This window comes from Actinomadura geliboluensis, from assembly GCF_043197915.1.
GTDB lineage: Bacteria > Actinomycetota > Actinomycetes > Streptosporangiales > Streptosporangiaceae > Spirillospora > Spirillospora geliboluensis.
In genome coordinates this window covers 441,139-458,556 of record NZ_JBICUA010000009.1, presented here as the reverse complement: position 1 = coordinate 458,556, position 17,418 = coordinate 441,139, and the positions used below count along the sequence as shown (strand labels likewise).

The 17,418-nt window shown below is 75.1% G+C and carries 17 protein-coding genes; 8 read left to right on the top strand and 9 right to left on the bottom strand.

The features are described 5' to 3' along the window. Positions 1 to 35: 35 nt before the first annotated feature. Genes ACGFI1_RS29215 through ACGFI1_RS29195 form a run of 5 tightly spaced genes read right to left on the bottom strand, consistent with a single transcriptional unit; the run spans position 36 to position 5,557 of the window. Entirely contained in the window at positions 36 to 998 is a 963-nt protein-coding gene (locus ACGFI1_RS29215) for an ABC transporter ATP-binding protein (RefSeq protein WP_301176048.1), read from the bottom strand. Then, positions 995 to 1,963, bottom strand: coding sequence for an ABC transporter ATP-binding protein (locus ACGFI1_RS29210; protein WP_364550183.1), 969 nt, complete (start codon positions 1,961 to 1,963; stop codon positions 995 to 997). The genes ACGFI1_RS29215 and ACGFI1_RS29210 overlap by 4 nt, the downstream gene beginning before the upstream one ends. Beyond that, entirely contained in the window at positions 1,960 to 2,949 is a 990-nt protein-coding gene (locus ACGFI1_RS29205) for an ABC transporter permease (protein ID WP_301176047.1), read from the bottom strand. The genes ACGFI1_RS29210 and ACGFI1_RS29205 overlap by 4 nt, the downstream gene beginning before the upstream one ends. Continuing rightward, complete coding sequence (locus ACGFI1_RS29200; protein WP_392789768.1) at positions 2,946 to 3,893, bottom strand: ABC transporter permease; 948 nt, start codon at positions 3,891 to 3,893, stop codon at positions 2,946 to 2,948. Before ACGFI1_RS29200 ends, ACGFI1_RS29205 begins: the two co-directional genes overlap by 4 nt. Then, entirely contained in the window at positions 3,893 to 5,557 is a 1,665-nt protein-coding gene (locus ACGFI1_RS29195) for an ABC transporter substrate-binding protein (RefSeq protein ID WP_392789766.1), read from the bottom strand. The genes ACGFI1_RS29200 and ACGFI1_RS29195 overlap by 1 nt, the downstream gene beginning before the upstream one ends. 116 nt (positions 5,558 to 5,673) lie before the next feature. Between ACGFI1_RS29195 and ACGFI1_RS29190 the strand changes: the two genes are divergently transcribed. Next, positions 5,674 to 7,167 (top strand): aminopeptidase P family protein, encoded by a 1,494-nt coding sequence (locus ACGFI1_RS29190; RefSeq protein WP_138635975.1) that lies wholly within the window; start codon positions 5,674 to 5,676, stop codon positions 7,165 to 7,167. A 67-nt stretch (positions 7,168 to 7,234) separates the two neighbouring features. Here ACGFI1_RS29190 and ACGFI1_RS29185 read toward each other — a convergent pair whose 3' ends face one another. The 3 genes from ACGFI1_RS29185 to ACGFI1_RS29175 all read right to left on the bottom strand — a co-directional run bounded on the left by ACGFI1_RS29185 (position 7,235) and on the right by ACGFI1_RS29175 (position 10,352). Next, positions 7,235 to 8,506 (bottom strand): S1 family peptidase, encoded by a 1,272-nt coding sequence (locus ACGFI1_RS29185; RefSeq protein ID WP_392789764.1) that lies wholly within the window; start codon positions 8,504 to 8,506, stop codon positions 7,235 to 7,237. 152 nt (positions 8,507 to 8,658) lie between these two features. Next, the gene (locus ACGFI1_RS29180) at positions 8,659 to 9,327 is read right to left on the bottom strand and encodes a GntR family transcriptional regulator (protein WP_392789762.1); all 669 of its coding nucleotides are present in this window, start codon (positions 9,325 to 9,327) and stop codon (positions 8,659 to 8,661) included. A 68-nt stretch (positions 9,328 to 9,395) separates the two neighbouring features. After that, complete coding sequence (locus ACGFI1_RS29175) at positions 9,396 to 10,352, bottom strand: LysR family transcriptional regulator (RefSeq protein ID WP_138635956.1); 957 nt, start codon at positions 10,350 to 10,352, stop codon at positions 9,396 to 9,398. A gap of 177 nt (positions 10,353 to 10,529) precedes the next feature. On the opposite strand from ACGFI1_RS29175, the gene ACGFI1_RS29170 reads away from it, so the two are divergent. Next, a complete protein-coding gene (locus ACGFI1_RS29170) occupies positions 10,530 to 11,087 on the top strand; it encodes an ATP-binding protein (protein WP_392789760.1) in 558 nt (185 codons plus the stop codon). A gap of 1 nt (position 11,088) precedes the next feature. On the opposite strand, the gene ACGFI1_RS29165 is transcribed toward ACGFI1_RS29170, so the two are convergent. Then, complete coding sequence (locus ACGFI1_RS29165) at positions 11,089 to 11,754, bottom strand: GntR family transcriptional regulator (protein WP_138635958.1); 666 nt, start codon at positions 11,752 to 11,754, stop codon at positions 11,089 to 11,091. A 131-nt stretch (positions 11,755 to 11,885) separates the two neighbouring features. Between ACGFI1_RS29165 and ACGFI1_RS29160 the strand changes: the two genes are divergently transcribed. The 6 genes from ACGFI1_RS29160 to ACGFI1_RS29135 all read left to right on the top strand — a co-directional run bounded on the left by ACGFI1_RS29160 (position 11,886) and on the right by ACGFI1_RS29135 (position 17,404). Continuing rightward, entirely contained in the window at positions 11,886 to 12,497 is a 612-nt protein-coding gene (locus ACGFI1_RS29160) for a helix-turn-helix domain-containing protein (RefSeq protein WP_392789758.1), read from the top strand. 87 nt (positions 12,498 to 12,584) lie between these two features. Beyond that, positions 12,585 to 13,745 (top strand): NAD(P)/FAD-dependent oxidoreductase, encoded by a 1,161-nt coding sequence (locus tag ACGFI1_RS29155; protein ID WP_392789756.1) that lies wholly within the window; start codon positions 12,585 to 12,587, stop codon positions 13,743 to 13,745. Then, positions 13,742 to 14,056, top strand: a complete 315-nt coding sequence (locus ACGFI1_RS29150; protein WP_392789754.1) for a (2Fe-2S)-binding protein — start codon at positions 13,742 to 13,744, stop codon at positions 14,054 to 14,056. Before ACGFI1_RS29155 ends, ACGFI1_RS29150 begins: the two co-directional genes overlap by 4 nt. Beyond that, positions 14,053 to 15,480, top strand: coding sequence for an FAD/NAD(P)-dependent oxidoreductase (locus ACGFI1_RS29145; RefSeq protein ID WP_392789752.1), 1,428 nt, complete (start codon positions 14,053 to 14,055; stop codon positions 15,478 to 15,480). Before ACGFI1_RS29150 ends, ACGFI1_RS29145 begins: the two co-directional genes overlap by 4 nt. Continuing rightward, on the top strand, positions 15,477 to 16,403 hold the full coding sequence (locus ACGFI1_RS29140) for a dihydrodipicolinate synthase family protein (RefSeq protein ID WP_392789750.1): 927 nt from the start codon (positions 15,477 to 15,479) through the stop codon (positions 16,401 to 16,403). The genes ACGFI1_RS29145 and ACGFI1_RS29140 overlap by 4 nt, the downstream gene beginning before the upstream one ends. Continuing rightward, positions 16,403 to 17,404: a proline racemase family protein gene (locus tag ACGFI1_RS29135; RefSeq protein WP_392733817.1), complete on the top strand. Its 1,002-nt coding sequence runs from the start codon at positions 16,403 to 16,405 to the stop codon at positions 17,402 to 17,404. The genes ACGFI1_RS29140 and ACGFI1_RS29135 overlap by 1 nt, the downstream gene beginning before the upstream one ends. Positions 17,405 to 17,418: the final 14 nt, after the last annotated feature.

Sequence of the window (17,418 nt, the reverse complement as noted above, 5' to 3'; positions counted from 1 at the left end):
CGAAGGTCCGGCCCCGGCTTCGTGCCGCGCCCCGGTCAGGCGAGGGGGCCCCGCTCGGGGAAGTGGCAGGCCACCGCGCGCCCGGCGGTCCCGTCCAGCGGGGCGAGCGGCGGGCGCTCGACCCGGCAGCGGTCCTGCGCCTTGAAGCACCGGGGGTGGAAGGCGCAGCCGGGCGGAGGGGCGGACGGGCTCGGCGGGTCGCCGCGCAGCACGATGCGCTCCCGCGTCCGCTCCGCCACCGGGTCGGGCAGCGGGATCGCCGACAGCAGCGCCCGGGTGTAGGGGTGCGCCGGGGCGCCGTAGAGCGCGTCGCGGTCGCCGATCTCGACGATCCGGCCGAGGTACATCACGGCGACCCGGTCGCACACGTGCCGCACCACGGCGAGGTCGTGCGCGATGAACACGTACGCCAGGCCGAGGCGCCGCCGCAGCCCGGCCAGCAGGTTGACGATCTGGGCCTGGATCGACACGTCCAGCGCCGACACCGGCTCGTCCGCGACGACGAGGCGGGGGCCGGTGACCAGCGCCCGCGCGATCCCGATCCGCTGCGCCTGCCCGCCGGAGAACTCGTGCGGGTACCGGTCGGCGTGCTCGGCGCCAAGGCCGACGAACTCCAGCATCTCCCGCACCCGCGGGACGGGGTCGGCCTCGCCCTGCGCGCGCAGCGGCGCCGCCACGATGGAGCCGACCGTGTGCCGGGGGTTCAGCGACGCGAACGGGTCCTGGAAGATGATCTGGAGGTCGCGGCGCAGCGGGCGCATCCGCCGCTGCGACAGCCCGGTGATGTCGCGCCCGTCGAAGGTGATCCGCCCGGCGGTCGGGTCCAGCAGCCGGACGAGCATCCGCCCGGTCGTGGACTTGCCGCAGCCGGACTCGCCGACCAGCCCGAGCGCCTCCCCGGCGCGCACCTCCAGGTCGAGGCCGTCCACCGCGCGGACGGCGCCGTGCCGGGTGCGGAACGTCTTCGTCAGCCCGTCCAGGCTGAGCAGCGGCGTCATCCCGCCACCTCCTCACCGGCCGTCAGCAGATGGCAGGCCGCCGGGTGCGGCGCGCCCCGCAGCGGCGGCCGGTCGGTCGCGCACACCGCGATCCGCTCCGGGCACCGCGGCTCGAACGGGCACCCCGCCGGCGGACGCGACGGCGACGGCGGGGCGCCCGGGATCGGGACCAGCTCGCCGGGCGGCCCGGTCAGCCGGGGCAGCGAACCGAGCAGGCCGCGGGTGTAGGGGTGCCGGGGCGCGGCGAACAGCGCGCCGGCCGCCGCGCGCTCCACGGCCCGTCCCGCGTACATGACCAGGACGTCGTCGGCGACCCGCGCGACCACCCCGAGATCGTGGGTGATCATCAGGACGGCGAGGCCGCGGTCGCGCTGGATCCGCGCGATCAGCTCCAGGATCTGCGCCTGGACGGTCACGTCCAGCGCGGTCGTCGGCTCGTCGGCGATCAGCAGCTCCGGCTCGCAGGCCAGCGCCATCGCGATCATGACACGCTGGCGCATGCCGCCGGAGAACTGGTGCGGGTGGTCGCGGGCGCGCTCGCCCGGGTCGGGGATGCCGACGTCGCCGAGCAGCCGGACGGCGTGCGCGTGCGCCGCGCGGCGGGACTCGCCGAAGTGCAGCCGGCGCGCCTCGGCGATCTGCTCGCCGACCCGGTAGTGCGGGTGCAGCGAGGTCAGCGGGTCCTGGAAGATCATCGCGATCCGGCGGCCGCGCAGCGCGCGGATCCGCTCCCGGCCGGCGCCGACGACCTCGGTGCCGGCGACGTCGATCGACCCGGTCACCCGGGCCCGGTCGTGCAGCCCCATGACGGCGAGGCTGGTCACGGACTTGCCGGAGCCGGACTCGCCGACGATGCCGAGGGTGCGGCCCGCGCCGACGGTGAACGACAGCCCGTCCACCGCGCGCACCGGCCCCCGCGGGGTCGGGAACTCGACGACGAGGTCCCGGACGGTCAGCGGCGTCATGCGTACCTCACCTGGGGGTCGATCGCGGCGTAGAGCAGGTCGACCGCGAGGTTGGCGAAGGTGATGAAGAACGCGGCCAGCAGCGCGACCCCCATCACGACCGGCTGGTCGGACTTGTCGATCGCGTCGATGGTGAGCCGGCCGACGCCGGGCAGCCCGAACACGCTCTCGGTGATCACGGCGCCGCCGAGCAGCGCGCCGAGGTCCATGCCGAACACGGTGAGGACGGGGGTGAGCCCGGCCCGCAGGCCGTGCTTGGCGACGACGGTCCGCTCGGGCAGGCCCTTGGCGCGCGCCGTCCGGATGTAGGGCTCGGCCATCGTCTCCACCATCGACGCCCGCGACATCCGCGCGTACATGGCCGCGTACAGCAGCGCCAGCGCCGCCCAGGGCAGGACGAGGTTCCGCGCCCAGCCGACGGGGTCGTCCGCGATCGGCACGTAGCTGGAGTAGGGCAGCAGGCCGCCGAGCTGGACGACCAGGACGGTCAGCGCCATCGCCGTGAAGTAGATGGGCAGGGACGCGGCGGTGAGCGTGCCGACCATCAGCGTCCGGTCGAGCAGGGTGTCCTTGCGCAGCGCGGACACGACGCCGACGCCGACGCCGCCCGCGAGCCACAGGACGGCGGCGCCGACCCCGATCGACAGGGTCGTGGGGAGCCGCTGCATCATCAGGTCCCAGACCGGCATGTTGTTCTGGTAGGAGAACCCGAGGCACGGGAAGTGGCACTGGACGGCCAGGGGCCCCGACCCGTAGGTGCGGCCGGCGAAGATCCCGGCGAGGTAGTCGGTGAACTGGCGCCACAGCGGCCGGTCCAGGCCCATCTGGTGGTGCAGCATCGCGAGCCGCTCCGGCGTGCACGACTTCCCGCACGCCTGCAGCGCCGGGTCGGCGGGGAACACGTAGAAGATCGTGAAGGTGACCGCGCAGATGACGAGCAGCACGCCCGCGACGCCGGCCAGCCGCAGCGCGAGGTAGCGGATCACCGGTCGGCCCCGCGCGGGTCGAGGGCGTCCCGGAACGCGTCGCCGAGCAGCGTGAACGCCAGCACGGTCAGCAGCAGGCACACGCCGGGCACCACGAAGAACGTCGGGTCGACCTGGTACCAGTCGATCGCCTTGGCCATCATCTGCCCCCAGGACGCGTCCGGCGGCCGGACGCCGATGCCGAGGAACGACAGCGCCGCCTCGGTGCCGATGTTGATCGGGATGGTGAGCGTGGCGTAGACGAGCACCGGCGCCAGCAGGTTCGGCAGCACCTCGCGGAACACGATCCGGGTGCGCGGCATGCCGGTGGCGCGCGCGGCGTCCACGAACTCCCGGTGGCGCAGCGAGAGCGCCTGCCCGCGCACGATCCGCCCGATGTAGGGCCAGCCGAAGAAGCCCATGACGACCACCAGCTCCAGCATCCGGTTCGCCTCCGGCAGCACCGACACCAGGGCGATCATGAAGATGAGGTGGGGGAAGGACAGCACGAGGTCCATGGCGCGGCTGATCAGCGCGTCGACCCGGCCGCCGGCGAAGCCCGCGGCGAGCCCGAGGACGGTGCCGGCGACGGTGGAGACGCAGGTCGCCGCGACGGAGATCAGCAGCGAGACGCGGGCGCCGTAGACCGTCCGGCTGAACACGTCGCGTCCGGTGCCGGGCTCGACGCCCAGCCAGAAGTCGCCGTCGATGCCGCCGAACGCGCCCTTGGGCGCCCCGGCGAGCGCCTTGTCGATCTTCTCCGGGTGGAACTCGTTCGGGCCGTGCCCGTTCAGCGCGGTGAGCAGCGGGGCGGCGACGGCCATCAGCACGAACAGCGCGATGATCGCGAGGCCGGCGAGGGCGGCGGGGTCGCGGCGCAGCCGCCCGCCGGCCAGCCGCCAGGGCGACCGGCCGGCGGGCGTCGGCGCGCCGCCCGCCGCCTCGGTGAGCGACGGGACGGCCACTACTTCACCCCGAGGACGGCGAAGTCGAGCTCGCCCTCCCAGATGGGGTGGCCGAACGCGCCGGTGACCTTGGAGCCGTGCAGCAGCGGCAGCTTGTCGTGGATCAGCGGGACCATCGGCGACAGGCCCATCAGGTCGCGGTCGAGCGCCTGCCACCGGGCGGGGTCGTTCGCCGCCACGGCCGCGTCGATCTTCGCGTTGACCCCCTCGTCGTCGAGCTGGGAGACGACGGTGTTGCCCTTTGGCGCGATGTTGCGGCCGTCGAAGATCGGCGGGATGAACGAGCCGGCGGACGGGTAGTCGGCGCACCAGCCGTAGAAGACCAGCTCGTCCTCCTTCTTGATGTCGCCGATGGCGTCGTAGTAGACGCTCTTCGCGACGGAGTTGATCTGGACCTTCACGCCCGCCCGCGCGAGCGCCTGCTGGACGGCCTCCGCCTCGGCCTTGCCCTGCTCGGTGCTGGTCGTGGTCAGGCGGATCGACAGGCCCGCGCTCTTGCCGGCGGCGGCGAGCAGCTCCCGTGCCTTGGCGGGGTCGCCGGTGGGCGGGGCCTTGTAGACGTCCTGGGCCCGCCCGCCGGTCATGGCGGGCGGGAGGTAGGAGCCGGCGAGTTCGCCGACGCCGCTGCCGCCGTGCGCGGTGCGGTACGCCTCCTTGTCGACGGCGAACTGCATCGCCTGCCGCACCTTCGGGTCGTCGAACGGGGGCTTGGAGGTGTTCATCACCAGGAACCGCGTGCACAGGCTGGTCGCGCTGACGAACCGCTTCTTGACGTCCGGGCGGGTCAGGACGCGGGGCATGCTGGCCGGGGCGACGCTGTAGAGGGTGACGGCCCGCTGGTCCCCGCCCTGGTCGGCGATCAGCCGCTGGTCGATGGTGGGCTGCGCGATGCCCTCCTCGACGACGATCCGGTCGGGGTTGGCCTGCCGGACGCCGTCGGTCGCCTTGCTCCAGTGCGGGTTCCTGACCAGCGCCAGCCTCTTGCCCCGGTCGTAGGACTCCACCTTGTAGGGGCCGGACGAGAACGGCCGCCTGTCGAAGTTGACGCCGGTGTCCTCGGCCTTCGGGACGGGCGCGAACGTCGGCAGCGTCGTGATCTTCGGCCAGTCCATGGACGGTTCCTTGAGCTGGAACACGATGGTCTGCGCGTCCGGGGTCTTGATGGAGGCGAGGCCGTTCTCGTCCTGGTAGGGGCCCTTGTAGCGGTCGCCGCCCGCGAGCATCGTCCTGGCGTAGCCGGGCCCCTCCGGGAGGTCGGGGGCGAAGGAACGCTCCACGCCGTACTTGACGTCGGCGCTCGTGATGGGCGAGCCGTCCTCGAACTTCAGGCCGGGCTTGAGGTGGAACGTCCAGGTCCTGCCGTGGTCGGACGTGGTGCCGGTGCCGGTCGCGAGGTCGGGGACGACCTCGGTGCCCGCCTGACCGGGCTTCGCGGCGTAGGTCGTCAGCGTCCGGTAGAGCAGCCGGGTGCCGAAGTCCATCGCGAACATCACGTAGTTGCGCTGCGGGTCGAGATGGGCGAAGTCCTCGTTGAACAGGACGGTGAGGGTGCCGCCGGCCTTGGGCGCGGCCCCGTCGCCGCCCGAGCCGCAGGCGGCGGACGCGCCGCCGGCGACGGCCAGCGAGAGGGCGAGGGCGAAACAGGTCCTTACCGGACGTCTCATGGCATCTCCGTGCATCGTCGGGCGGAGTGCCATATAAAATAGTACAGTGCAATTGCACTACAAGGCCCGTTATCGAATCTCCACATCCGGGACAGCACACGGAGGACATGGCCGCCATGGACGACCGCCCCACCGACCGACCCGCCGCCGACCCGCCGGGTCGATCCGCGGCCCCATCCGCCGACCGGTTCGCCACGGGCAGCCATGACCTGCCCGTCTCCGCGGCGCTCGCCTCCTTCATGACCACCGGCTGGGCCGCGCCCGACACGCCGCCCGCCGAGCGGCTGCCGGTCGCGGCCTACGCGGAGAAGCGGCGCGCCGCCCTCTCGGCCCGCTTCCCGGGCGAGCGCCTCGTCCTGCCCGCCGGGCCGCCGAAGGTCCGCAGCAACGACTGCGACCACCGCTACCGCCCCCACACCGCCTACGCGCACCTGTCCGGCGACACCGCGGCGGACACCGGGACCGGCGCCGTCCTGGTGCTGGAGCCGACCGCCGCCGGGCACGACGCCGTCCTCTACCACCGGCCCCGGTCGCCGCGCGGCGACGGCGGCTTCTACCGGGACCGCCGGCACGGGGAGTTCTGGGTCGGCCGCCGCGCCGCCCTCGCCGAGACCGAGGAGCGGCTCGGCCTCGCCTGCGCGCCGCTGGACGACCTCGCCGGCGCGCTCCGCGGGCCGCGCCCCGCCCGCGTGATCCGGGGCGTGGACCCGGCGGTCGACGCGGCGGTCCCGGTCCGGGACGCCGAACGCGACCGCGAGTTCGCCGCGGCCGCCGCCGAACTCCGCCTCATCAAGGACGAATGGGAGATCGCGCAGCTCCAGGCCGCCGTCGACCACACCGTGACGGCCTTCACCGCCGTCGCCGCCGCGCTCCCCCGCGCGACCGGGATGCCGCGCGGCGAGCGCTGGGTCGAGGGGACGTTCGAACGCGTCGCGCGGATGGAGGGCAACGGCGTCGGCTACGAGACGATCGCCGCGTCCGGGGCGCACGCGTGCGTCCTGCACTGGACCCGCAACGACGGCACGCTGCGGCTCGGGGAGATGCTCCTGCTCGACGCCGGCGTGGAGACCGACACCCTCTACACCGCCGACGTCACCCGCACGATCCCGGTCAGCGGCTGGTTCACCCCGCGCCAGCGGCAGGTCTACGACCTCGTCTACCTCGCGCAGGAGGCGGGCCTCGCGGCGGTGCGCCCGGGCGCCCGCTTCCGCGACTTCCACCTGGCCGCGATGCGCGTCATCGCCGAGGGCCTCCAGGAGTGGGGCGTGCTGCGCAGCGCCGAGGAGGCGCTCGACCCCGAGTCGGGCGTCTACCGCCGCTACACGCTGTGCAGCAGCGGGCACATGCTCGGCATGGACGTGCACGACTGCGCGGCGGCGCGCGCGTCCCAGTACCTCGACGCGGAGTTGCGCCCCGGCCACGTCCTCACCGTCGAACCGGGCCTCTACCTGCAGCCGGACGACCTGACCCTGCCCCCGGAGCTGCGCGGCATCGGCGTCCGCATCGAGGACGACGTCGTCGTCACCGAGACCGGCGCGCGGCTGATGTCCGCCGAGCTGCCGCGCCATCCCGAGGAGATCGAGCTCTGGATGCAGTCCCTCGCGGGTTGAGAGCACGCCGGAGGGGCCGTGCCGCACCCGCCACCGGGTGCGGCACGGCCCCGTGTCCCGGGCGATGTCAGCCGCTGAGCAGCGACACGCCCCAGGTGGACAGGGCCCGGCCGATCGGTTCGTGGATCATGCCGCACCCGGAGTTCGGCCCGCCGCTCAGGATGCCGTGGGCGTAGTTGCCGTAGAACACGCCGCTGCCGCTGTCGCCCGGACCGTCGCACGCCGTGCTCCAGGTCATGCCGGAGAGCGTCCGGTTCGGGTAGGAGACGGTGGCGTCGATCTCGGTGACCGTCCCGCAGGTGTAGCCGGTCGTCGAGCCCTGCTTGCAGACGTATCCGCCGACGTAGTCGGCCTCGCTGCCGCGGACGGGCGTCTCGTACAGCACCCAGCCGCGCGGCTGCCACCAGCCGGGGTCGCCGACCGACACGATCGCGGAGTCGCCGTACCAGCCGAACGTGTAGTCGGCGACGCCCCCGACGTTCTGGTAGCCGTAGCTGTAGGTGGACACGTCCCACCAGTAACCGAGCTCGGCGCAGTGGCCGGCGGTGAGCATGTAGTACCTGCCGCCCGAGTACGCCGTGAACGCGCTGGTGCACCGCGCCCCGCCGGTGAAGATCGCCAGCCCGGAGCGCAGCGGCGGGTCGCACGCGTAGTCGTCGTAGCAGTAGCGCGGCACCGACCGGTGCGCGTACGCGGAGACCTCCACGGCCGCGCCGAACTCGCGCTTCGCCCAGCTCAGCACGTCCTTCTGGGCGCGGGTGAGCGCGGCGCCGCGCACGCCGCCGAGCTTCACCGCGTTGCGGGACGTGACGATGCCGCTCTGCAGGCCGTTCCGGGCGCCCTCGTTGGCCTTGGCGATCCGCTCGGCCAGCGCGTCCGACACCTTCTGGAGGTGGTCGAAGCCGTACCGGACGGTGGTCGTGGCGGTGTCGCCCATGCCGGACGCCCTGGCGGCGGCGCGCGCCTTGGGCGCCGCCGATCCGGCGGTCACGCCGACGGTGAGCCGGCCGCCGTGCGCCTGGTCGATCCAGGCTCCGCCGTAGGCGGCGCCGAGGTCCGCGCGGATCTCGGCCGCGAGCCTGAGCTGGGCGGGTTGCCGGTCGGCGCGGCGCCGCGCCTCCGCGGCGGAGACGCCGTGGTCCTTCGTGATCTGTGTGACGAGTGCCTGCTCGGCCTCCTTCTGGGTCTGTACCTGGGTGCCGGTACGGGGGGACGGGGCGGGGGGCGCGCCGCGGTCGCCCGCCGCACCGGCGCGGGCCGGTGCGGTGAGCGCGGTCGCGGACAGCGCGGCGGCCAGGGCCAGGGCCAGGGCGGCGCGGCTGCGCTTGTGGCGGACCATCCGGGGTTCCTCCTTCGCGGACCGGGGGAGTGCCACGGCCCGGTGCCGTGGCGTCCGCTGTGCAATGTGAAATTGCACTGTAAAATGTAAAATGGTTCTTGCCAAGGGCCGGTGCGTCCGGTTCCCCGGAGGACGTGCTCAGGCGGGTGGGGTCAGGCGTCCGCGTTCCGGACGTGGTCGAGGTGGCGGGTCATGATGCCGCCGGCGCGCTCGGCGTCGCCGGCGACCAGGGCGTCCAGCAGCCGGAGGTGCTCGTCGGCCGACGCCGCCAGCTCGGCCGCCGCCGCGGGCTTGACGAGCCCGTGCATGCGGGACCGGTCGCGCAGGTCGAGGACCGTCCGGACGAGGGTCCGGTTGCCGGTGAGTTCGAGCAGTTCGGTGTGGAACCGGCGGTCGGCGTCCAGGAACCGGAGGGCGTCGCCGTGCGCCGCCGCCTCCGCGCCCTCCTCGGCGAGGGCGCGCAGCCGCGCGCGGGCCTCCGCGGGCACGGCCCCGGCCAGCCGCACGACCGCGGGGACCTCGACCATCTCCCGGAGCTCGGTCAGCTCGGCGAGGTCGCGGTCGGACAGCGGGACCACCCGGAAGCCGCGGTTGCGCACCGCCTCGAACAGCCCGTCCCGGACGAGGTCGATCATGGCTTCGCGGACGGGCGTGGCGGAGATGCCGAACTCCTCGGCCAGCGTGGGGGCGGAGTAGACGACGCCCGACCGCAGCGTGCCGCTGGCGAGCGCGTGGCGCAGCGCCTCGGCCACCTGTCCGCGGAGGCTGGTGTGGCCGCCGAGGTCCGGAAGTCCGCCCACGGCGTCGGCCACCGTATCCATATGCCTCCTCCTCACCCGCGATCAGAATACCGTTCCACGCGGGCGAAGCCGCAGCGCAGGCGCCGCGCTCACAGCAGCGGGTGGACGTGCGGATGGGCGTGCCACCAGGCGCCGAACGCCGGATGGCGGTCCGCGTGCTCGACGAAGGCGGCGGCGAGGCCCCGGTAGAGGGCCGCGGCGTCCGCGTCGTTCAGCCGGTCCCGGCGCCAGGCGACGATCAGCTTGGCGACCTGCGGCTCCCCCGCCAGCGGCCGGACCACCGTGCCGGGCTGCGGCGGCCACGACGGATCCACCAGCCGCACCCCGTGCCCGGCCGCGACCAGCGGGCAGGCGGCGCCGCTCGGCGCCTCGTAGCGCACGACGGGCTCGAAGCCGGCGGCGCGGCAGGAGGCGCGCAGCGACGCCAGCGAGCCGTCGTCGGCGCCGGGCGGGCCGATCCAGGACTCGTCCTTCAGGTCGACCAGGTCGATCTCGTCCCGCCCGGCCAGCGGATGGTCCGCGGCGAGCGCCACGAAGATCGGGTAGCGGGGCACCAGCGTGCGGCTGACCACCGGGGCGGTCAGCGCGACGTCGAAGCCCTCCATGATCCCGAGCAGCGCGGCGTCGAGCCGGCCCCGGTTGAGGGCGTCGCCGAGCAGCGCCGAGGACGGCTCGATGCGCAGCGAGACCTCCCGGCCGGGCAGCTCCCCGCCGACCCGCTCGACGATGCTGCCGACGCAGGCGAGGTGCACGCAGCCGAGGGCGAGGGCCGTGCCCGGCTCCGCCGGCGCGGGCAGCTCGCCGAAGAGGGTGTCCAGCTCCGCCAGCACGGTCCGCGCCCGGGCGACGACCTGCCGCCCCAGCGCCGTCGGCTCCAGGCCCGCGCGGCTGCGCTCGAACAGCCGGCCGCCGACGATCTCCTCGACCCTGCGGAGCTGGCTCGACATGGCGGGCTGCGACACCCCCATCCGCGCCGCGGCCCGGGTGACGCTTCCCGTCTCCGCCATCGCGCAGACCATGCGCAGATGACCGATATCGAGATCCATAGCCGGAAATTATGCACCAGCTGATGCCCGCCGTTCCGGGCTCGCGGCAATACTTCCCGTACCTCTCCGGCAGAAGGGAGCACCACCGTTTCCCCGCCGCCGGAAGGGGGCTCCTCACCGCCTCCCCCTTCCGGCGGTCCGGCCCGCGCCGGGCCGGTACGCCCAGGGAAGGCGATCATGATGACGGACAACTCGCGGATCTCCGGGACGGAGGCCGCCCGGTCAGCGAGCGCCTTTCCGGCGTGGCCGCTGCCGCCCGATCCGACGGCCGCGCCCACCGCGCGGTCCATTGCCGGGCGCCTCTCCGCCGAACTGGAACTCTCCCCGTCCGTGACGGACGACGTTCGCACGATCGTTTCCGAGCTCGCGGCGAACGCAGTCCTGCACGGCGACCGGTGGAGCGCCGAATTATGGGCCCGGATCGGTCGGCGGAACCGGCCCCATGTCACGTTCACGGTGTTCGACGCCGGCCCCTGGCGCGGACCGGCCGTGCTCCCGGCGGGTCCCATCGAGCCGTCCGAGGCCTGCCGGGGCCGCGGGCTCGCGCTGGTGAGCGCGCTGACGGCGGAGATCGGCGGGCGCTGGGGCGTGCATCCCGGCCGCGCCCGGCTCGGCGCGCCCGGCGGACCCGGCCGGGACCCGGTCTTCGGCAAGGCGGTCTACGTCGCCGTTCCCCTGCCGCTGAGGTTCTTGATCGTCCCGGAGTTCGGCGCGCCGTCGCGCGGACTCCGCTGAGTCAGCGGCGTTCGGGGCGGTCGGCCCAGATGCCGCGGATGTGGCGCAGGTGGTGGCGCGTCAGGGCCTCGGTGCGCGCCGCGTCGCCGTCCGCCACCGCGTCGAGGAGTTCCTCGTGCTCGCGGGCGGACGGCTCCAGCTCGCCGCGCTCCGCCAGCCGGGGGACGCCGTAGAGCCGCGACCTGTACCGCAGCTCGCTCACCAGCCGGACGAGGTGCGCGTTGCCGCCGAGCCCGAGCAGCGCGAGATGGAAGCGGTGGTCGGCCTCGATGTAGGCGAGGACGTCCCGCTCCCCCGCGGCCCGCACGATCGCCTCGGCCAGCGGCCGCAGCGCGCGGACCTCGGCGGCCCGGCCGGACTCCGCGACCCGGACGACGGCCGGAACCTCGATCAGCGCCCGCACCTCGGTGATCTCGTCGAGTTCCCGGTCCGACAGCTCGGTGACCCGGAACCCCTTGTTGCGGACGACGCCGACCAGCCCCTCGCGGGCGAGGTCGATCATCGCCTCCCGGACCGGGGTCGGGGACACCCCGAACCGGTCGGCGATCGCGGGAGCGGAGTAGACCGTGCCCGGCCGCATCTCGCCGCTGACGATCGCGGCCCGCAGCGCGTGGGCGATCTGCACCCGGACGCTCTTGCGCGGGCCGAGGGACGGCAGGTTCAGCATCGCGGTGGGCTCTCCCCTCCGGACGGACGCTCCGGATAGTGACATGTAGTATTGCACTCGCACCTGACCGTCGTCGCGGCGCTACACTGGCTGTTCGTTAAAGCGAACGCTAGCGAGGGGCGGGCCGGAGCGTGAGCGCGTCAGGGGAATCGGTGCGGGACGTGCTGGCGGGCAACCTGCGGCGCGCGCGCCTGGAGCTCGGCCTGTCGCTGTCCGAGCTGTCCCGCCGCTCGAAGATCGGCAAGGCGACGCTCTCGCAGCTGGAGGCGGGCGCCGGCAACCCCACCATCGAGACGGTGTTCAGCCTGGCGCGCGTGCTGGAGGTCCCCGTCTCCGAGCTGCTGGACGGGCAGCAGCCCGCCGGGCTCACCGTGGTCCGCGCGGCGGACGTGGAGGTGCTGCGCGGCGAGGGCGTCGACCTGCGGCCGCTGCGCGGGATCGCCTCCGGCGGCGCCCTGTTCGAGGTGTACGACCAGCGCTTCCGGGCCGGCCGCCGGCAGGACTCGCTGGGCCATGTGGGCACCGAGCACACGATCGTCCAGGACGGGCGGCTCGCCGTTCGGGTGGACGACCGGGACGTCGAGCTCGGCCCCGGCGACTACGTCGGCTTCGACGCCCGGCTCCCGCACTCCTACGCCGCGCTGGACGGCCCCGTCCGCTCGGTCCTGCTCCTGCAGTACGACGCCGACCAGCGGGTCCACTCGGCGCCCGCGGAACCGCCGCACCGCTCCGACGCGCCCTGACGATCCGGCCGGGCCGGGCCGTTGACATCCCGCGCGGGGCCGACGTACGCTCGCAATCGTTCGGTTTATCGAACAAAAGGAGCCGTGATGACGCGGGTCGTGGTGATGGGCGCCGGGATGATCGGCGCCGCCTGCGCCCGCGAGCTGGCCCTGGCCGACTGCAGCGTCACCGTCCTGGAGCGCGGCCGTCCCGCCGCCGCGACCACCGCGCACGGCGAGGGCAACGTCCTGGTGTCCGACAAGCCGCCCGGCCCCGAGCTGGAGCTGGCGCGGCTGTCCCGGCGGCTGTGGCCGGGGGTGCTCGACGGGCTCCCCGGCGCCGGGGGCGCGGAATGGGACCCCAAGGGCGGCATCGTCGTCGCCACCACCGAACCGGGCGCCGAGGCACTGCGCGAGTTCGCCGCCGCCCAGCGCGCCGCGGACGTCGACGCGCGGGAGCTGGACGCCGCCGCCCTCGCCGCCGCCGAACCGCACCTCACCACCGACGTGACCGCCGCCGTCCACTACCCCGAGGACGCCCAGGTGCAGCCCGCCGGGGCGGCCACCGCGCTGCTCGCCCACGCGGTGCGGCTCGGCGCCGAGCTGCGCACCGGCTGCGAGGTCCTCGGCGCCGTCACGCGCGGCGGCCGGCTGACCGGCGTGCGCACCCCCGCCGGGACCGTCGAGGCCGACGCGTTCGTCAACGCGGCCGGGCCCTGGTCGGGCGAGGTCGCCGCGCGGCTCGGCGTCCGGCTCGACGTCCGGCCCCGCCGCGGGGAGATCCTGGTCACCGCGCCGCGGCCGCCGACCGTCTTCCACAAGGTCTACGACGCCGACTACGTGGACGCGGTCGGCAGCGGCGACGGGGAGCTGCAGTCCTCGGCGGTGGTGGAGTCCACCCGCGCGGGGACGATCCTGCTCGGCTCGTCGCGCCGCCGGGTCGGGTTCGACGACCGGACGCGCCCCGGCGTGCTCTCGGTGATCGCCCGCAAGGCGCTGCGGCTGTTCCCGTCGCTGGCCGGCGTGCCGGTGATGCGCGCCTACGGCGGGTTCCGCCCCTACGTGGCCGACCACCTCCCGGTGATCGGCCCCGACCCGGCCCTGGCCGGGCTGTGGCACGCCACCGGGCACGAGGGCGCCGGCATCGGGCTCGCCGCCGGGACGGCCGCCGTCCTGCGCGACCTGCTGCACGGCCGCGCGCCCCAGGCCGACGCGGAGCCGTTCCGCGTCGACCGGCCCGCCGTCAGACCGGAGGGAGCGCCCGGATGACCCCGCGACTCGTGCGCGCGGACCGCGACGCGACCGGGCGCCGCGACGTCCCGCTGCGCATCACCGTGGACGGCGCGCCGCTCACCGGCGTCACCGGCCAGACGATCGCCGGGGTGCTGATGGCGGCCGGCCGCACGGCCTGGCGGGAGAGCCCGTCGGGCACGCCGCGCGGCGTCTTCTGCGGCATCGGCGCGTGCTTCGACTGCCTGGTCACCGTCAACGGCGTCCCCGACGTGCGGGCCTGCCGCCGCCGGGCCCGCGACGGCGACGCCGTCACGACCCAGTCCCGCGCCGGGCGGGAGGCCCGGTGACGCGGCACGTCGCGGTCGTCGGCGCCGGCCCGGCCGGGCTCGCGGCGGCGGCGGGCGCGCTGCGCGCCGGGGCGCGGGTGACGCTGCTCGACGCCGCCGACAACCCGGGCGGCCAGTACCACCGGATGCTCCCGGACGCCTACGCCGCCGCCGACCCCGGACGCCTGCACCACGGCTGGCGCGGCTTCGTGCGGCTCCGCGACCACGTGCTCGGGCACGCGCGCTGCGACTGGTGGCCGGAGAGCACGGTCTGGGCGCTGGAACGCGAGGGGGAGGGCGCGCCGCACGTCCATGTGCTGCGCGGCGAGGCCGACGCGATGGGGCGGGAGCGCCGCGTGCTGCGGCCGGACGCGCTCGTCCTCGCGCCGGGCGCCCATGACCGCGTCCTGCCGTTCCCCGGGTGGGAGCTGCCCGGCGTCCACTCCGCCGGGGCCGCGCAGGCGCTGGCGAAGGGCGAGCGGGTCGTGGTCGGCGACCGCGTGCTGATCGCCGGCACCGGGCCGTTCTTGCTGCCGGTCGCCGCGTCGCTGCTGGAGGCGGGGTCGGCCGTCCGGGCGGTGCTGGAGGCGAACCCGGCGGCGACGGTCGCGCGCGGCTGGACGCGCCGCCCCCGGGAGCTGGCGTCCGAGGCCGGCAAGGCGGCGGAGCTCGCCGGGTACGCCGCGCTGCTCGCCCGGCACCGCGTCCCCTACCGGACGGGCCGCGCCGTGATCGAGGCGAGGGGCGACGGGCGGGTGGAGGAGGCGGTCACCGCGCGGCTGCGTCCCGACTGGTCGGTGGTCGCCGGCACCGAGAAGGCCGTCGCGGTGGACGCGCTGTGCGTCACCCACGGGTTCAGCCCGCAGCTCGAACTCCCCGTCGCGGCGGGCTGCCGGCTGCGGAACGGCGGCGCGTCCGTCGAGGTGGACATCGACCAGCGCACCACTGTGCCCGGCGTGTACGCCGCCGGGGAGATCACCGGCGTCGCCGGTGCCCAGGCCGCCCGCACCGAGGGGCTGATCGCGGGCTGGGCCGCAGGCGGCGGCGCCACGGACTCCCCCGTCGCGGTGTCAGCGCGCCGCCGCCGCGACCGGGGCCGCGCGTTCGCCGCGCGCCTCGCCGCCGCGCACCCGATCGGCGCGGCCTGGCGCGGCTGGCTGCGGCCCGGCACGATCGTCTGCCGCTGCGAGGACGCCCGGTACGGCGACCTGCTCGACGCGGCCCGCGACCCGGCGGAGGCGTCCGCCCGCGCCGTCAAGCTCGGCACGCGCGCCGGCCTCGGCCCCTGCCAGGCGCGCGTCTGCGGCCCCACGGTCGCCGAACTGCTGTCCGGCGCGGTGGACGCGGCGAACCCGCACCACCGGCCCATCGCCCAGCCGATCCGCCTGGGCGAACTCGCCAATCCCCCCACCGGCACCACCGACCAGGAGGAGAGCGCTCGATGAGCGACACGGAGCTCCGGAGCCTCGGCGGCGTGATCGTCGCCACGGCGCTGCCCTACCGCGCGGACGCCGCCGCCCCCGCCGGGCTCGCCGTCGACTACGACGCCTATGCCGAGCACTGCCGCTGGCTCGTCGCGAGCGGCTGCCGGGGCGTCGGCCCGAACGGGTCCCTGGGCGAGTACTCGGCGCTCACGGACGAGGAGCGCCGCCGCGTCGCGCGGACCGCCGTCGAGGCCGTCGGCGGGGACGGCGTCGTGGTCGCCGGCGTGCACGGCCCCGGCTCCCACCAGGCGAAGCACTGGGCGGAGATCGCCGCCGAGGACGGCGCGGACGGCGTGCTGTGCCTGCCGCCGACCCTCTACCGGGCGAACCCCGCCGAGGTCGTCGCGCACTACGAGGCCGTCGCGTCCGTCGGGCTGCCGGTCATGGTCTACAACAACCCGATCGACACCAAGGTCGACCTGTCCCCCGCCCTGCTCGGCGAGATCGCGCAGATCGACGGGGTCGTGGCGGTGAAGGAGTTCTCCGGCGACGTCCGCCGCGTCCTGGAGATCAAGGAGACCGCGCCGGGGCTGGAGGTCGTCGCGGGCGCCGACGACGTGGTGCTGGAGTCGCTGCTGATGGGCGCGACCGGCTGGTTCGCCGGCTTCCCCAACGTGTTCCCCGCCGCGTCCGCCCGGCTGTACGAGCTGGCCACGGCCGGAGAGCTCGCGGAGGCGCGCGCCCTGTACGAGCCGCTGGTGGCCGCGTTCCGCTGGGACTCGCGGACCGAGTTCGTCCAGGCCATCAAGCTCGGCATGGACCAGGTCGGCCGGTACGGCGGGCCGTGCCGCCCGCCGCGCGGCCCGCTCACCGCCGCGCAGCGCGCCGCCGTCACCGCCGACATGGACCGCGCCATCGCCGCGCTCCGGGACGGGGCCGCCTGATGCGCTCCGTCCGGTCGATCACCGCCGTCGACTCGCACACCGAGGGGATGCCGACCCGCGTCGTCACCGGCGGCGTCCCGCCCCTCCCCGGCGCGACCATGGCCGAGCGCCGCGACCACGCCGTCCGGCACCTGGACGGGCTGCGCCGCTTCCTGGTGGACGAGCCGCGCGGCCACTCCGCGATGAGCGGCGCGATCCTGCAGCCCCCGGCCCGGCCGGACGCGGACTGGGGCGTCGTCTACATCGAGGTCAGCGGGTTCCTGCCGATGTGCGGGCACGGCACCATCGGCGTCGCGACCGTCCTGGTCGAGACCGGGATGGTCCCGGTCACCGAGCCGGAGACGGTCGTCCGGCTGGACACCCCGGCGGGGCTGGTGGAGGCGCGCGTCGCCGTCCGCGACGGCGTCGCGGAGCACGTCACGCTCCGCAACGTCGCCTCGTTCGCGCTCCGGCGGGACGCCGTGGTGGCGGTGCCCGGTCTCGGCGACGTCCGCTACGACCTCGCCTACGGCGGCAACTTCTACGCCATCACCGACCTTGCGCCGCTCGGGCTGCCGTTCGACCGGGCCCGCAAGGACGACATCCTCAAGGCCGGGCTGGCGGTGATGGCGGCGATCAACGACGCCGATCCGCCCGTCCATCCGGCCGACCCGCTGATCGCCGGGTGCAAGCACGTCCAGTTCCTCGCGCCCGGGTCCACGGCGCGGCACTCCCGCAACGCCATGGCGATCCATCCCGGCTGGTTCGACCGGTCGCCGTGCGGCACCGGGACGTCCGCCCGGATGGCGCAGCTCCACGCGCGCGGCGAGCTGCCGCTGCACACCGACTTCGTCAACGAGTCGTTCATCGGCACCCGGTTCACCGGGCGGCTGGTCGGCACCGCCGACGTCGCCGGGGTCCCCGCCGTCGTGCCCGAGTTCACCGGACGCGCCTGGATCACCGGCACCGCCACCTACCTGCTCGACCCCGCCGACCCCTTCCCCGAAGGCTTCGTGCTCTGACGGTCGCGGTCCGC

Bases quoted from the DNA above. Each gene is read 5' to 3' on its own strand.
- ACGFI1_RS29195 (WP_392789766.1), bottom strand. From the start codon at position 5,557: ATGAGACGTCCGGTAAGGACCTGTTTCGCCCTCGCCCTCTCGCTGGCC.
- ACGFI1_RS29175 (WP_138635956.1), bottom strand. From the start codon at position 10,352: ATGGATCTCGATATCGGTCATCTGCGCATGGTCTGCGCGATGGCGGAG.
- ACGFI1_RS29135 (WP_392733817.1), top strand. From the start codon at position 16,403: ATGCGCTCCGTCCGGTCGATCACCGCCGTCGACTCGCACACCGAGGGG.
- ACGFI1_RS29140 (WP_392789750.1), top strand. From the start codon at position 15,477: ATGAGCGACACGGAGCTCCGGAGCCTCGGCGGCGTGATCGTCGCCACG.
- ACGFI1_RS29215 (WP_301176048.1), bottom strand. From the start codon at position 998: ATGACGCCGCTGCTCAGCCTGGACGGGCTGACGAAGACGTTCCGCACC.
- ACGFI1_RS29180 (WP_392789762.1), bottom strand. From the start codon at position 9,327: ATGGATACGGTGGCCGACGCCGTGGGCGGACTTCCGGACCTCGGCGGC.
- ACGFI1_RS29155 (WP_392789756.1), top strand. From the start codon at position 12,585: ATGACGCGGGTCGTGGTGATGGGCGCCGGGATGATCGGCGCCGCCTGC.
- ACGFI1_RS29165 (WP_138635958.1), bottom strand. From the start codon at position 11,754: ATGCTGAACCTGCCGTCCCTCGGCCCGCGCAAGAGCGTCCGGGTGCAG.
- ACGFI1_RS29150 (WP_392789754.1), top strand. From the start codon at position 13,742: ATGACCCCGCGACTCGTGCGCGCGGACCGCGACGCGACCGGGCGCCGC.
- ACGFI1_RS29210 (WP_364550183.1), bottom strand. From the start codon at position 1,963: ATGACGCCGCTGACCGTCCGGGACCTCGTCGTCGAGTTCCCGACCCCG.
- ACGFI1_RS29190 (WP_138635975.1), top strand. From the start codon at position 5,674: ATGGACGACCGCCCCACCGACCGACCCGCCGCCGACCCGCCGGGTCGA.
- ACGFI1_RS29170 (WP_392789760.1), top strand. From the start codon at position 10,530: ATGATGACGGACAACTCGCGGATCTCCGGGACGGAGGCCGCCCGGTCA.
- ACGFI1_RS29185 (WP_392789764.1), bottom strand. From the start codon at position 8,506: ATGGTCCGCCACAAGCGCAGCCGCGCCGCCCTGGCCCTGGCCCTGGCC.